12 protein-coding genes and 1 riboswitch are annotated in these 14,204 nt (G+C 65.6%); of the genes, 6 read left to right on the plus strand and 6 right to left on the minus strand.

Annotated elements, in window-relative coordinates; all coding sequences use genetic code 11:
- Positions 1-43: 43 nt before the first annotated feature.
- Entirely contained in the window at positions 44-3,574 is a 3,531-nt protein-coding gene (locus tag ACVOLI_RS08575; protein WP_481534274.1) for a hybrid sensor histidine kinase/response regulator, read from the minus strand.
- Positions 3,575-3,756: 182 nt separating this feature from the next.
- Here ACVOLI_RS08575 and ACVOLI_RS08580 point away from each other — a divergent pair, with 182 nt between their 5' ends.
- Genes ACVOLI_RS08580 through ACVOLI_RS08590 form a run of 3 tightly spaced genes read left to right on the plus strand, consistent with a single transcriptional unit; the run spans position 3,757 to position 5,587 of the window.
- A complete protein-coding gene (locus ACVOLI_RS08580; RefSeq protein ID WP_481534275.1) occupies positions 3,757-4,443 on the plus strand; it encodes a YceI family protein in 687 nt (228 codons plus the stop codon).
- Entirely contained in the window at positions 4,440-5,018 is a 579-nt protein-coding gene (locus ACVOLI_RS08585; RefSeq protein ID WP_481534276.1) for a cytochrome b, read from the plus strand. The genes ACVOLI_RS08580 and ACVOLI_RS08585 overlap by 4 nt, the downstream gene beginning before the upstream one ends.
- Complete coding sequence (locus tag ACVOLI_RS08590; RefSeq protein WP_296249376.1) at positions 5,015-5,587, plus strand: YceI family protein; 573 nt, start codon at positions 5,015-5,017, stop codon at positions 5,585-5,587. Before ACVOLI_RS08585 ends, ACVOLI_RS08590 begins: the two co-directional genes overlap by 4 nt.
- A 162-nt stretch (positions 5,588-5,749) precedes the next feature.
- Here ACVOLI_RS08590 and ACVOLI_RS08595 read toward each other — a convergent pair whose 3' ends face one another.
- A complete protein-coding gene (locus ACVOLI_RS08595) occupies positions 5,750-5,980 on the minus strand; it encodes a glutaredoxin family protein (protein ID WP_481534277.1) in 231 nt (76 codons plus the stop codon).
- Between the two features lie 96 nt (positions 5,981-6,076).
- Between ACVOLI_RS08595 and ACVOLI_RS08600 the strand changes: the two genes are divergently transcribed.
- Both ACVOLI_RS08600 and ACVOLI_RS08605 read left to right on the plus strand, forming a co-directional pair.
- The gene (locus ACVOLI_RS08600) at positions 6,077-7,459 is read left to right on the plus strand and encodes an L-serine ammonia-lyase (RefSeq protein WP_296249371.1); all 1,383 of its coding nucleotides are present in this window, start codon (positions 6,077-6,079) and stop codon (positions 7,457-7,459) included.
- Positions 7,460-7,631: 172 nt separating this feature from the next.
- Complete coding sequence (locus ACVOLI_RS08605) at positions 7,632-8,510, plus strand: hypothetical protein (RefSeq protein ID WP_481534278.1); 879 nt, start codon at positions 7,632-7,634, stop codon at positions 8,508-8,510.
- A gap of 4 nt (positions 8,511-8,514) precedes the next feature.
- On the opposite strand, the gene rarD is transcribed toward ACVOLI_RS08605, so the two are convergent.
- The 4 genes from rarD to metX form a co-directional block, all read right to left on the minus strand.
- Entirely contained in the window at positions 8,515-9,396 is an 882-nt protein-coding gene (gene rarD / locus ACVOLI_RS08610; RefSeq protein WP_481534279.1) for an EamA family transporter RarD, read from the minus strand.
- A 249-nt stretch (positions 9,397-9,645) separates the two neighbouring features.
- Entirely contained in the window at positions 9,646-10,713 is a 1,068-nt protein-coding gene (locus tag ACVOLI_RS08615) for a homoserine dehydrogenase family protein (protein ID WP_481534280.1), read from the minus strand.
- Entirely contained in the window at positions 10,710-11,960 is a 1,251-nt protein-coding gene (locus ACVOLI_RS08620; protein ID WP_481534281.1) for an O-succinylhomoserine (thiol)-lyase, read from the minus strand. The genes ACVOLI_RS08615 and ACVOLI_RS08620 overlap by 4 nt, the downstream gene beginning before the upstream one ends.
- Entirely contained in the window at positions 11,957-12,985 is a 1,029-nt protein-coding gene (gene metX / locus ACVOLI_RS08625; RefSeq protein ID WP_481534282.1) for a homoserine O-succinyltransferase MetX, read from the minus strand. The genes ACVOLI_RS08620 and metX overlap by 4 nt, the downstream gene beginning before the upstream one ends.
- A 71-nt stretch (positions 12,986-13,056) precedes the next feature.
- Positions 13,057-13,176: riboswitch (SAM riboswitch) on the minus strand.
- A 116-nt stretch (positions 13,177-13,292) separates the two neighbouring features.
- On the opposite strand from metX, the gene ACVOLI_RS08630 reads away from it, so the two are divergent.
- Positions 13,293-14,102 (plus strand): M23 family metallopeptidase, encoded by an 810-nt coding sequence (locus tag ACVOLI_RS08630; protein WP_481534283.1) that lies wholly within the window; start codon positions 13,293-13,295, stop codon positions 14,100-14,102.
- Positions 14,103-14,204 lie beyond the last annotated feature (102 nt).

Consider the following 14,204-nt stretch of genomic DNA (forward strand, 5'->3'; position numbering starts at 1 on the left):
ACCCAACCTCCTGCTACGCCGCCCGGCGCGCCTGTGATGGCGACTATTGTGCCTGTCCCGGCGCCAACGCATCAGCGATCGCATCGACCAGCATCTGCCCGGTTACCGGCTTGCGCAGAAATCCCTTCATACCTGCAGCGCGCGCTAGCTGTTCGGCCTGTGCGTCAGCGCGCGCGGTGACGGCGATCAACGGGAAGCGGTGGCCGGACCCACGCAGCTGGTCAGCCAGCGCGATGCCATCCAACGCCGGCAGATCCAGGTCCAGCAGACCCACATCGAATGCCTGCTCGCCCACCTCCGCCAACGCGGCCAGTCCGTGTGCGGCATGTATCACCTGGTGGCCGCGCGCGGTCAGTAGACCGGTGATCACTTGGGCCACGGTCGGATCGTCTTCCACCAGCAGTATGGTCAGTGGCCGCAGCGCGACCGCGGGCTCGGCAGCAGCCGCCCCGGCGCTGCTCGAGTGCTGCCATGGCAACGGCACTTCAAGCACGAAGCACGCGCCTTCACCCAGGCGGCTCTCGACACGGATGTTGCCGCCCATTGCTATTGCAAGTTCCTGGCAGATCGCCAGACCCAGACCACTGCCACCGTAGCGCGATGCAGTACGGTTGCCGTCAGCCTGCTCAAAACGTTGGAACAGACGACTCTGCTGCTCGGCACTGATACCCGGCCCGGTGTCGCTGACGCTCAGGCAGATGCCGCCGTGCCCTGGCAGCAGCTGCGCGCCAACCGCGACCTTGCCACGTTCGGTGAACTTGATTGCATTGCCCAGCAGGTTCATCAGGATCTGCCGCAGGCGCATGGCATCACCCACCACCATCACCGGTGTTGCAAACGGCGCAGCAGCCTCGAACACCAGCCCGCGACGCTCCGCCATCGGCGCCATCAGAGCGCTCACTTCCTGCAGCAGGCGGCCGAGGTCGAACGGGCGATTGTCGAGCTCCAACTTGCCTGCCTCGATACGCGCCAGGTCCAGCGCGTCATTGACCAAGGCCAACAGGTGCGTGCCGGCCTGTTGGATCGCACCGGCAAAGCGCTGCTGGCGCTCGTCCAGATCGGTGCTCAGCAACAATTCGCTCATGCCCAGGACACCGGTCAACGGTGTGCGCACCTCATGGCCCAAGGTTGCCAGGAAGCGGGTTTTCGCCTGCGAGGCTTGTTCGGCCAATTCCTGCTTGTGCAGCGCCAGCTGCCATTCGTTGCGCCGACGCTCACGCCGCCGGTACCCGAGCACCACTGCCACCGCCAACACTCCGAGCAGCAGCGCCCAGGCCGCCAGCGCCCAGTTGCTGCGCCACCACGGTGGTGCGACCTCGATCTGCAATGTCTGCGGTAGCGTCCACGGACCATCGGCGGCTGCACCCTGCACCTGCATCCGGTAGCTGCCGGCAGGCAGGCGCGATACCAGGCGTTCACCATCACTGCCCAGATCCACCCAGTTCTGGTCGTAGCCTTCGATCTGGACGCGGAAACGATGCCGCGCCGGATCGACATAGGACAGCAGTCGCCCGGTCACCCGCAGATCGCGATCCTCTGGCCCAAGGTGAATCGACGTCCCCTTGAGCCGCTGCTCGCGTGCAGCATCATCGCGACGCACGCCGATCGACTCGATCACCAGCTGCGAGCCCACTGGCGCGGTGACCTTGGCATCGGGATTGAAGCTGAGCAGGCCTGTCGCAGACACCGCCAAGGCCCGTCCGCAACCCGCATGCGCCGGTGGCCGCGCGGTGAACTCGGTATCGGTCAGGCCATCGCCTTCTTCCAGCACCCGCACCCGCGCCGCACCCGGCTGCCACCACAGCAGCCCGCGCGTCGTGGTCGCCCACAACTGGCCACTGCAGCCCACCACCAGCCCACCCATCGCCACTGCCGGCACCCCTTCATCGGCACTCAGCCGCTGCAGCAGGGAGAATCCATTCGCGTCATGAGCGTAATGTTCCAACGCGCCATCACGCGCCAACCAGGCGCTGCCATCGGCGAGGACCACCAGGTCATAGACCATTCCTTCCGAAACACCTGGCACGACGACAAAACGTTTGCCATCAAAACGCTGCACGCCGCCACCGCCAACCACCCACAGGCTGCCATCGGCCCCCTGTCGCAGCTGCTCAACCAGCTTTTCCGGCAGGCCGGAGGCCGTTCCCTGCGGATAATCCGCCAACAAGCGACCATCGGCCGCTCGGTGCTGCAGGCCGTAATTGATGATGGACAGCCACATGCTGCCGTCGGCCGCCAGCCGCATCAGATCCGCGCGCTGGGTTGGATCGTCACCAACGCCCAGATCGATCCGCCGCACCTGTCCATCCGAGGGCCGGTACAGGGTGATCCCACCGGCGCGGCCCAGCCAGATCACCCCATCACTACCGCGCTGCACCGACCAGATGCTGCCGGGGCCGAGTTGTGCATCACCGGCCAGCTGCGACAGCTTGCCATCCACATCCAACTGGTACAGGCCATGGCCGCCAACCACCAGGAAGCCCTTGCCGTCGGCGGCGGAGTTGATCAGGTACAGGCTCTCCAGCGATTTGCCGTCGAGCTGGTAGTGACTGGAAAACCGCGACCAGTCCGGACGCAGATAGGCCATGCCCTGGGTCAACATGGCGGTCCAGATGCCGCCTTCGTGATCCTGCAGCAGATCCAGCACACCACTGTTGGCAGTCAGGAAGCCGCTGCCACCGTCACCATCCAGCAACTGCAGGTTATGCGCATCGCCGCGATACAGTCCGGAGGAGCTGCCCATCCAGTAGCGCCCATCGCGATCATGCAGGACCATGGCCGCACGCGCCTGCGCCGCCTGCGGCCATGGCGCAGCCGACACCGTACCGTCGTCGAGTACCCGGTACAGGCCGGCATCGGTGCCTACCCAGATGCCGCCATCGCGGTCGCCGCTCAGGCGGATCACATCCTTGCCTTCAAGCAGTGGCGAACGCACAGCCGCAAAGCCGTCCCCCCGCCGCCAGCGCACCAGGCCACTGGTGGTACCGATCCACATGCTGCTGTCCTTGCCGGGCAGCAAGGCGTAGATGGTGTCGTCCGGCAGGCTGCGCGGATCATCCGGCTGGTGCTGGTAGCGGCTGATCCGGCCGTCGGCATGCCGCAGGCAGATACCGCTGCCGCTGGTACCCACCCACAGGTCGCTGCCCTGCATGGCCAACGCCCAGACCTGCTGTTTGCAGATGGCCTCCAGCTCGGCGAAGCGGGTGAAGCGCTGGCGGTTGGCATCCAGCATCGCCAGGCCGGCACCGTTGGCACCGACCCAGACCCGGTCCTGTGCATCGATCAGCATGGTTTCCAGCGTGTTGCCCGGCAACGAGCCCGACACCTGCGGGTCGTGCCGCCATACCCGCAACTGGGTGCCGTCGTAGCGTGCAAGGCCGTCATCGGTGGCGGCCCAGACGTAGCCTTGATGATCCTGGCCCAGCGCAAGCACGGTCCGCGACGGCAGGCCTTCAGCCACACCCAGACGCCGCATGCGCGGCGTTTCAGCCAGATCCAGCGCCACCGCCCAGCACGGCCACAACAGCAGCAACGCCAGCACCGTCAGCCGTGCACCCCGAAAAATCCTTTTCATCAACGCCCGACACTCCCCATCGCGGCCCCACATGCATCACCCCAATCGGTGCGACTTTAGCGCCGGCCCCGGCCCCGGGCAAAGTCACCTGAACCGACTACGTAACAAACCGTTGCGCAATATGCGCACAAACCATCACCTGCATCCGCCTAGAATCCCCTATCCCGACCCGGAGCCGGACCTTGCTGCCACGCCTGCTACTGCTGACCTGCGGCCTGCTCTCCTTTGCCGCCACTGCTGCCAACGAGCGCTACCGGCTTGATCCCGTGCATACCCGGGTGCTGTTCTCCATCGAGCATGCCGGCTTCTCGCATGCGCTGGGCACGGTCTCCGGCAGCGAGGGCGTCCTCGACTTCGACCCGCAGGACTGGGCCAACGCCAGGCTCGACGTCGCGGTGCCGATCACCCGGCTGGACCTGGGCGATGGCAAATGGAACCAGGCCACACTGGCGCGCAACCTGCTCGATGGCGAGCGCTTCCCGCAGGCACGCTTTGTTTCCAGCCGGGTCGAGCCGATTGATGCCAACCACGCCCGGGTGTTCGGTCAATTGACACTGCGCGGAGTCAGCCGTGAAGTCGCGCTGGAGGTCACCCTCAACGCGCTCAAACGCCACCCGCTGCCGCCGTTCCGGCGTACCGCCGGGTTCTCGGCGACCACCACGCTCAGTCGCGCCGACTTTGGCGTCAGCGCCTGGCCTTCGGTGATCGGCGACAAGGTCGAACTGCGCATCGAGGCCGAGGCCGTACGCGATGCCGGCGCCGAAGCACCGCCCGCCACCACTGAACCGACACCCGCGCCGGACAGCAGCCTCGAAGATGCCGCCGACGCAGCCCTGAAATCCGCAACAGAAACGGAAAAACACCCATGAGCCTTGAAAACACCGCGCAACGCTGGGGCAGCCTCAGCAAAAGCCTGCACTGGCTGATCGCCGTGCTGATCCTGGCCCTCGGCTTCGTCGGCCTGACCATGGGCGAGTTCCCGAAGACGCCGAAGTACTTCTGGATCTACACCATGCACAAGTCCATCGGCATCACCGTACTGGTGCTGGTGGTGGTTCGCCTGGGCTGGCGCCTGTATGCCGGTGCGCCGGAACCGGTGCCCGGCACCCCGAGCTGGCAGGAACGGATTGCTTCGGCCACGCATTGGCTGCTGTACGTGCTGATGTTCGCCATCCCGCTGTCGGGTTGGTTGTACGACTCGGCCAGTGGTCTGCGCCCGTTCAAGCTGTTCGGGTTGGTCGAAATGCCCAAGCTGGTTGCCCCCAGCGAGCAGGCCAGCCAGTTCTCCCATGCCATCCACGAATGGGGCTTCTGGGCGCTGATCCTGCTGGTGCTGGCACATGCCGGTGCCGCGTTCTATCACCACATTCATCTACGCGATGCCACGCTGGCACGCATGCTGCCGCAAGGCTGGCTCAACCTTCCGCAAAAGGATTCCGCATGAACATCAAGCTCACCTCCCCCGCCGCTGTTGCCGCCGCCCTTGCCGGCATGCTCGCCGTCGCCCCGGCCATGGCTGCCGACTACCAGCAGGCGCCGGGCGCCGGTTCCATCCTGGTGTTTGCCACCAAATATGACGGTGAAGTCTTCACCGGCAGCTTCCCCGGCTTCCAGACCCAGGTCAGCTTTGACCCGGCCAACCCGGCTGCCGGCAAACTGGACGTGACCATCCCGCTGGTTGGTGCCAAGAGCGGCAATACCGATCGCGACTCCACCCTGCAGGGCGCGGATTTCTTCAACGTCGCACAATTCGCCCAGGCCCGTTACACCGCCAACGGCTTCCGCGCGCTGGGCAACAACCAGTACGCCGCCGACGGCACCCTGGAGCTGCGCGGCGTCAGCAAGCCGGTGACGCTGACCTTCACCTGGGCAGCGGGCGCGCAGCCCGTGCTGACCGGCAAGGCCACGGTCAAGCGACTGGACTTCGGCGTGGGTGGTGGCGACTGGGCCGACACCAAAACCATCCCCAACGAAACCGCGATCAGCACCATCGTCAAGCTGAACGCCAAGTAAGACGCTGCCCTCACCCCAACCCCTCTACCGCACGCGGGAGAGGGGAATGTAGTGCCGAGCCATGCTCGGCAAGGGCTTTCCCGGTAAACCCCAAGCATGTAATGCCGAGCCATGTTCGGCAGAGGCCTTCCCGGCAACGCCCCAGCCGAGCATGGCTCGGCACTACAGGTGTGGCGGCAACCACGCGACCAACACGGCCGCATCAAACGGCCACTCCAGCTCCCTGCCGCCCGCATCCCGCAATACCGGCACGCGCGCGCCATACGCCGCCTCCAGCGCCGCATCGTCATCGATGAACACACTGTCGAACTCCGGCGCCCGCACCTGTGCCAGCACCGCCAGTGCCAGGTCACATAGATGGCAATCATCACGTTGGTAAAGGATCAATCCCACTTCGGCACCTGCGCAAGGAATGCTGCGCTGCAGACATGGCCTGCAGCAATGAACCCGTAGAATAGCGGCCATCTCAACGCAGTACGCAGAATCAGCATGTCCGTCAGTACGTTCGACCTGTTCAAGATCGGCATCGGCCCGAGTTCGTCACACACTGTTGGCCCGATGCGCGCGGCCGAGCGCTTCGTCCATCGCTGGCTGCTGGATCCGGGCCAGCTGGACAACACCGTGCGCATCCGCGCCGAGGTGTTCGGTTCGCTGGCCCTGACCGGCCGCGGCCATGGCACCGACAAGGCCGTACTGCTGGGCCTGGAAGGCAATCGCCCCAACGAGATCGATCCGGACATCATCCCGGCCACGCTGGAACGCATCCGCAGCAGCAAGCGCATCAAGTTGATGGGCCAGCGCGAGATCGCCTTCGACGAGAAGCGCGACCTGGCCCTGAACAAACGCCAGAAGCTGCCGTACCACACCAACGGCATGCGCTTCACCGCCTACGATGCCGACGACCAGATCATCGCCACCCGCGATTACTACTCGGTCGGTGGCGGCTTCGTGGTGAATGAGGATGATGCCGCCGATGACCGCATCGTGCCGGACCAGACGCCGATCCCCTACCCGTTCAAGAGCGGCGACGAGCTGCTCGCGCAGGCCGCGCGCAGCGGCCTGAGCATCGCCCAGATGATGTACGAGAACGAGAAGTGCTGGCGCAGCGAGGAAGAGATCCGCGCCGGCCTGCGCGAGATCTGGGACGCGATGCAGTCCTGCGTGACCCGCGGCATCCGTTCCGAAGGCACCTTGCCTGGTGGCCTGCATGTCAGCCGCCGTGCACCAACGCTGTACCGCGAACTGTCCTCGCGCCCCGAGGCCGCCATGCGCGACCCGCTGACCACGCTGGACTGGGTCAATCTGTACGCATTGGCGGTCAACGAGGAAAACGCCGCCGGTGGCCGCGTGGTCACCGCGCCCACCAACGGCGCAGCCGGCATCATTCCGTCGGTCCTGCATTACTACGACCGCTTCTGCCCGGGCAGCAACGAGCAGGGCGTGTTCAACTTCCTGTTGACCGCTGCCGCCATCGGCATCCTGTACAAGGAAAACGCATCGATCAGCGGCGCTGAAGTCGGTTGCCAGGGCGAAGTCGGCGTGGCCTGCTCGATGGCAGCCGGTGGCCTGATGGCGGCACTGGGCGGCAACCCCGGCCAGATCGAGAACGCCGCCGAGATCGGCATGGAGCACAACCTCGGCCTGACCTGCGACCCGATCGGCGGGCTGGTGCAGATCCCCTGCATCGAGCGCAACGCGATGGGCTCGGTGAAGGCGATCAATGCCAGCCGCATGGCCATGCGCGGCGACGGCAAGCACAAGGTCTCGCTGGACAAGGTGATCAAGACCATGCGCGACACCGGCCGCGACATGCAGGACAAGTACAAGGAAACCAGCCGTGGCGGCCTTGCCGTCAACGTCATCGAGTGCTGATCCACGCCAACGCAGGTGCCAGCCCATCCGGCGCTGGTACCTGCTGATGCTTCTGCCACGGTAGAAGCAACCGCCACGTCGTGAGCGGCTCCGCCGTTGCCTGCGGCATCTTGCAATGGCGCGCGCGGGTACACCAGAATCGCCCATCACAATGCAGCTTCAGGGGAAGCAGATGCACGGCGGAAAGGAATCTGGCGAGCAGGCACCGCTACGACGCCCACGTACGGCAGCACGTACCGCAGCGCCCGGCAATGGCCGGGCAACCCTGATCAAGCTGGTGCTTGCTGCGGTGGTCCTGCTGTTGCTGGCGTACTACTTTGGCAACCGCAAGCCGGCTCCTCCAGCAACGGATACAGCCGCAGCAGCACCTGATGTCGCAGCACCTGCCACCGCTTCGCCGCACGCAGGCCCCGCAGCGCTGGTGATCCAGGGCGAGAAGTCCACGACGATGGCCAACATCGACGAGGCGCGGATGTCGGTACAGGAAGGCGGCAACGTGCTGCGCATCGAAGGCAGTGTCGGCAGGAATTTTGCCACCCAGATGAAGACGCTACTGGACGCCAATCCAAGCGTGCGTCGCATCGATATCACCAGCGGCGGCGGCTATGCCAACCCGGGCCTGGAAGCAGCACGCCTGATCAACCGCAACAACCTCACGGTGCGGGTCCGCTCGCACTGCGCCAGCATGTGCGTGGCGCTTTGGGCCGCCGCCAATCAACGGCAGCTGGAGGCCGATGCGGTGATCGGCCTGCACCAATGGAATCCGCAGTGTGATGCCCGCCCTGAGGAGGCGGAGCGCAAGGAGTGCCATTACCAGGTCCAGTTCGCTACCGAGCACAACTCCAGCTACAACGCGTGGCTGCGCGCTGCCGGCTTCAACCAGCGCTTGTTGAACCTGCAGACGCAGACCGCCTCCGAAGACATCGCGGTGCTGTTCGCCCCGCAGCTTTGGGAAAACGGTGTCGACTTCACCACCGTCGACAGCAACGGCGCACGCATGAGCCGTGAGGCAGTCCTGCAGCACCTTGCCGCCAGGGCCAAGCGCGGCTGAGCACTCAGGCGCCGCGCCTGCCCAGCTTCAGCACGCCCTCCAGGGCCAACAGCGCCACCGCCAGCCAGATCGCCACATAGGTCGGCCACTGCCCGTGGCCTACGCTCTCGCCGAGCAGCAAGGCCGCCAGCATCAGCAGCACCGGCTCCACATAGGTAAGCAGACCAAACAGGCTGAACGACAGCATCTTCGAGGCCAGCATGTAGCACATCAACGCCACCGCGCTGATCGCCCCGAGCAGCGGGATCAAGGCGTACAGGGCGGGCTTCTGCGCCAACGCTGCCAGCAGTTGCTGGCCGTCACCAATCGCCGCCCAGAAGGCTACCGGCAGCAACAGCACCAGCTCCACCCAGAAACCACCCAGATGGCCAATGCGCAGATGCCGGCGCAGCAGGAAATAGGCCGGGTAACCCAGCGCCACCAGCAGCATTTCCCAGGACAACCCGTGGTTGCGCAGCAAGGCCCAGCCCACGCCCAGCGCGGCACTGGCCACCGCCAGTTTCTGCAGGACGGACAGACGCTCGCCGTAGACCGCGCGCCCCAGCAGCACCATCACCAGGGGCAGCAGGAAGTACCCCATCGATACCTGCAGCGCGCGGCCGTGCAACGGCGCCCACAGGAACAGCCACAGCTGCACCCCGACCATGCCCGCGCACAGCGGCAACGCCCACCATAGCCGACGCTCAACCCGCAGGCGTCGCAGGGTATCGATGATCAGTGTCTTCTCGCCGCTCACATGCAGCATCAGTGCCACCAACGGCACTGCGAACAACACGCGCCAGCCAAAAATGTCGCCACCCTGCAGCGGTGCCAGCTGCGGGCTGGCGTAGTACATCAGACCGAACAGCAGGGACGCTGCCAGCGAAACCAGAACACCTTTGGACACAGCACACCTGTCAGAGCAAGAAACCGGCAGCCTGCAGGCTGCACGGAATGGCAACGTCGACGCCATGACGCCAATACCCCGGCATCATAAAGCCAGAACGTTGCAGCGCCAGCTTCGAAGGGCATGCTTGCCGCCGATCCGGAGTCTGCGCGAGTGCGAGCCGATACCAGGCATCACCCACTCCGCAGCAGCCAGCCTGGATCGGCAACGAATCGGCGCTGCAGCACGCCAAGGGTGCTGCAGCGACACTCAGCGATTGACGATGCTCAGCACATCGTCCAGCAAGGCTGCAGCTGTCACCTCGGCACCTGCGCCCGGCCCCTGGATCAGCAGCGGCTGGGTGTTGTAACGGTCACTATGGATTGCCACACGATTGTCGGTGCCGCTGCCGCCAGCCAGCGCATGGGATTGCGGCAGTGCACGCAGACCGACGCTTGCACCCTGCGCATCCAGGCGGCCCACGAAGCACAGCTTCAGACCCTGCGCGCGTGCCTGCTGCAGGCGTTCGGCCAAGGGTGCGTCCAGCAGCGACAACGCGCCATCCACATCTTCAGCGGACAGCCCCGCCAATGCCGCCGGCACCAGCGAGTCGACCTTGATCTGATCGGCTTCCAGCGGCACACCCGCTGCACGTGCAAGAATCAGCAGCTTGCGGCGTACATCTTCGCCGGACAGATCGATGCGCGGGTCCGGCTCCGTGTAACCGGCAGCGGCGGCTTCGCGCACGCAGGCCGAGAACGGCTGGCTGCCGTCATAACGGTCGAACAACCAGGCCAGCGAGCCAGACAGCACGCCTTCGATGGCATGCACGTGGTCACCACCGGCAACTAGCGCGCGGATACTGCGCAACAGGGGCAAACCCGCACCGACCGTTGCCGCGTCGCCGTAGCGGGAATTCCCGGTCGCAACCAAGGCGCCAATCTGCTGCGCGCGCGCCAAGGCCGTGCCATTACCCAGCTTGTTGGCCGTCACCACATGAATGCCCTGTGCCAACCACAGCGCATGGTCGGCAGCGACAGATTCGCTGGCGGTGGCATCCACCACGATGTCGCCAACACGCAGGCGCCCTACTTCCTCGCGATGCACCGGCTCATCGCCCTGCCGCTGCGCGTCACGCGCACGCGACAGCGCCGCATGCGGCGCATCCTCACAGGCGAGCGCGATGCGCGAGTTAGCCACCACATGCAGTGAAGGCAGGCTCAACTGTCGCTGTTGCAATGCCTGGTAGCGTGCAACAAACGCCGAGCCAACCGTACCGGTTCCCAACAACACCAGCCGCGCCTGCGGCTGTTCGAGCGGACGCAGGACCGCGCTCATGCATCCACCGTTTTTTTACAGGTGCCAGCGGCCAGCTGCGCTTCGGCAATCACCTTGGCGGCGCGCTCAAGGCCTGCCCGCAGATCGGCGACCAGATCCTCGCTGGATTCGATGCCGACCGAAAGGCGCAGCAGGCACTCACTGATGCCAGCCGCAGCACGCGCATCGGCGCTCATCGCGGCATGGGTCATGGTCGCCGGATGCGCGACCAGGCTTTCCACGCCACCCAGCGATTCGGCCAGGGTGAAGTAATTCAGGCCATCCAGGAAAGCGCGCACCGCTGCATACGGATCGTCGCCCTGGCAGGCAGCCAGCTCGAACGAGAGCATCGCGCCGAAACCCTTCTGCTGGCGCGCCGCCACCGCATGGCCCGGATGCGACTCAAGGCCCGGGTAGTACACATTGGAGACGGCATCGCTGGCAGCCAGCAATTCAACCACGGCACGGGTGTTCTCCTGGTGCACGCGCAGGCGCGCATCGAGGGTGCGCAGGCCGCGCAACGTCAGGAAAGCATCGAACGGCGAACCGGTCAGGCCCAACGCATTGGCCCACCACACCAGTTGCTGGTGCACCTCGGCATCGCGTGCGATCACCGCTCCGCCAACCACGTCGCTGTGGCCGTTGACGTACTTGGTGGTCGAATGCAGCACCACGTCGGCACCGAAGGCGATCGGCGTCTGCAGCGCTGGCGACAGGAAGGTGTTGTCCACCACCACCTTGGCACCGGCCTTGTGCGCAGCCTCGATGACGAAGCGCAGATCAGTGATGCGCAGCAATGGATTGGACGGGGTTTCGATAAGCACCAGCTTCGGCGACTGCGCCAGCGCATCGGCCAGCGAGCGCGGATCGGTCAGGTCGGCGGTGATCAGCTCGAAGTGACCCTTCCTGGCCAGCGCATTGAACAGGCGCCAGCTGCCGCCGTAGGCATCGTGCGGCACCACCAGGCGCTCGCCCGGCTCCAGCAGGGCATTCAACACCAGGTTGATCGCGCCCATGCCGGTGGCGGTGATCACCCCGCCGGCGCCACCCTCCAGCTCGGCCAGTGCTTCGCCCAGCAGGTCGCGGGTCGGGTTGCCACTGCGGGTGTAGTCGTACTGGCGCTTATTGCCGAAGCCGTCGAAGCTGAAGTTGGACGACAGCACGATCGGCGGCGTCACCGCACCATAGGCGGTATCGCGGTCGATGCCCGCACGCACTGCCGACGTGGCACGGCTACAGGAGATATCGGAAGTGTGGGACAGGCTCATGCGGTTTCTCCGGGCAGGCGTAGGGCAGTGGCGAGGATCGCGTCGATGCGATCGGTTTCTTTGAGGAAGGCGTCATGGCCATAGGGCGAGCGCAGCACGCGCAGGCTGCCGCGCTGGCCCAGGCCTTCGACCAGCGCAACCAGGTCCGACAGCGGCACCAGCCGGTCACCTTCAACCGCGACCACCAGGGTCGGCACGCTGACCGCAGCCGGATCAACCCGGTGCAGATCGATGGATTCGGACAGACGCAGGTAGGCGTTGACGCGGGTGCGGGCCACGTACTGCGCGCCGGCTGCGTCGAGGTAATCCTCGGCGGCGACACGCACACGGCCATTGACGACTTCCGGTGGCGCATCGAAGCGCTCACCAAATTCTTCCGGGGTGCGGTAGCTGAGCATGGCGAACTGGCGCGCCAATGCCAGACCGTGGCTCTCCGCACACTGCAGCTGACCCAGCGCGACCGCACGCCGCTGCAGCGCGCGCCAGGCCGAAGCGTACGGATGCGGGCGATGCGCACCGCTGACCGCGATCAGCTTGTGCAGGCGGCGCGGATGGCGGATCGCCAGCTGCAGGCCAACCAGGGCGCCATAGGAATAGCCGACGAAGCCGTGCAGCTGTTCGATGCGCAATGCGTCCAGCAACGCGGCGATGGCATCGGCCTGATCAGCGGTATCGATGGGGGCATCCAGCTCGCCATCGGCACCGAGGAAATCAAAACCAAGCAAGCGACGACACGCAGGATCCAGTGCGCGGCCAGTGCCGACCAGGCCCTCGGCCCAGCCTTTTTCGGCATAGCCCGCATTCGCAGCGAGATGACGGTGTGCGGAAATACCACCGGCCACCAGGACCACCGGTGCGTTGGCAGCGCCCACCAGCTCATAGCGCAGGCGCAGCGCACGCTGACCTGCGTGACGCATGCGCAGCTGCACCTCGATCTCGCCACGCACAGCGGCAACGCTGCTGTCGGCACGGTCGATGAGAGCGATGGGGGCAAGCTGGACTGCGGTAGCGGTGGCGAAACTCATGGCGGTATCCGATAAGGAGCGGCCATCGAGCTTTCGCGGAGCTCGTGTTCGCCGTACACGCGGTACGGAACGAACCATCTTTCGGCGGACACGGAGGTCACCGCAGGATTTGGCACCAAACGCAGCCGCTTGCGCGTCCGCTGGTTGCCCCGGCTTCAAAGGGCCTGTCCCTCTGCCGGTCTCGATGGTGAGGCTACATTGCCAGCCCCCTTTCCGCCTGTCAATCGCTTTATTCGCATAAAGAGATGAATAAGTTTCCAGGGCAACCAAACAGGCACAATCAGGCGCTGCACCAAGGACCCTAACTGTGCCCCGAACCATTCCTGTACTGCTGTCGTTGGCACTGCTATGTGCCAGCGACGCCGAAGCCAGCCCAAGCAGCCCCTGGCGTGAGGCCTGGAGGCTGCCTGCGGCACCGACGCCTGCCGTGGCGGCGTCCAGCTCGGACGCCTTCGCCAGCCTGCAGCTGCAGGCACGTGCAGGCGGACGCAGCGCCGTGGTCAGCAATCTGACCGCTGGTCCGGTACAGGTCCGCCTGCGCAGCGATAGCCGGGCACCTGCCGCCACCCTATTGGCAGCGGGTGAGAAGCGCAGCCTGTTATGGCTGGAAGATGATGGCAATCCACTGCGCCTGGCCCTGGATGCGTTTCCTGGCGACCCGGCAGCGCAGCCGCAGGATCATCTCTATCTATTGCCACTGCAGAGCGCCAGCATTCGGGTCAGCCAGGCCTTCGCCGGGCATTACAGCCACACCGACCCACAGAACCTGTACGCGGTGGATTTCCCTGTGCCCGAAAGCACGCCAGTGCTGGCCGCACGTGCCGGCCGGGTGATGCAGGTAGTGGACAGCCAGGAGCAAGGCAGCCTGCTGCGCATCCTGCACAGCGACGGCAGCATGGCCCTGTACGCCCATCTGCAGGCTGGCAGCGCCAAGGTCCGCCCCGGGCAGAGCGTGGCTGTCGGGCAAGCCATCGCCCTGTCCGGCAACACCGGCCACAGCAGCGGCCCGCACCTGCATTTTGTCGTTCAGGCCAATACCGGGCTGGCGCTGCGCTCGATCCGGTTCCGCATGGGCAGCGCGCGCGGCGAGCTGCAGTTTCCGCGACAGGCTCCCTGAACAAACGGTTCCACCTCTAGTCCAAGCCATGCCCGGCCGCCCCTGTAGTGCCGAGCCATGCTCGGCAGGGGCTCTACCGGGAACGCCCTTGCCGAGCATGGC

The sequence above is a fragment of the Stenotrophomonas sp. STEN029 genome, from assembly GCF_056760015.1.

What these genes read in the sequence shown, in the direction of transcription:
- ACVOLI_RS08575 (WP_481534274.1), bottom strand. Translation starts at nt 3,574, where the DNA reads ATGAAAAGGATTTTTCGGGGTGCACGGCTGACGGTGCTGGCGTTGCTG.
- ACVOLI_RS08585 (WP_481534276.1), top strand. Translation starts at nt 4,440, where the DNA reads ATGAGCCTTGAAAACACCGCGCAACGCTGGGGCAGCCTCAGCAAAAGC.
- ACVOLI_RS08590 (WP_296249376.1), top strand. Translation starts at nt 5,015, where the DNA reads ATGAACATCAAGCTCACCTCCCCCGCCGCTGTTGCCGCCGCCCTTGCC.
- ACVOLI_RS08600 (WP_296249371.1), top strand. Translation starts at nt 6,077, where the DNA reads ATGTCCGTCAGTACGTTCGACCTGTTCAAGATCGGCATCGGCCCGAGT.
- ACVOLI_RS08605 (WP_481534278.1), top strand. Translation starts at nt 7,632, where the DNA reads ATGCACGGCGGAAAGGAATCTGGCGAGCAGGCACCGCTACGACGCCCA.
- ACVOLI_RS08615 (WP_481534280.1), bottom strand. Translation starts at nt 10,713, where the DNA reads ATGAGCGCGGTCCTGCGTCCGCTCGAACAGCCGCAGGCGCGGCTGGTG.
- ACVOLI_RS08620 (WP_481534281.1), bottom strand. Translation starts at nt 11,960, where the DNA reads ATGAGCCTGTCCCACACTTCCGATATCTCCTGTAGCCGTGCCACGTCG.
- metX (WP_481534282.1), bottom strand. Translation starts at nt 12,985, where the DNA reads ATGAGTTTCGCCACCGCTACCGCAGTCCAGCTTGCCCCCATCGCTCTC.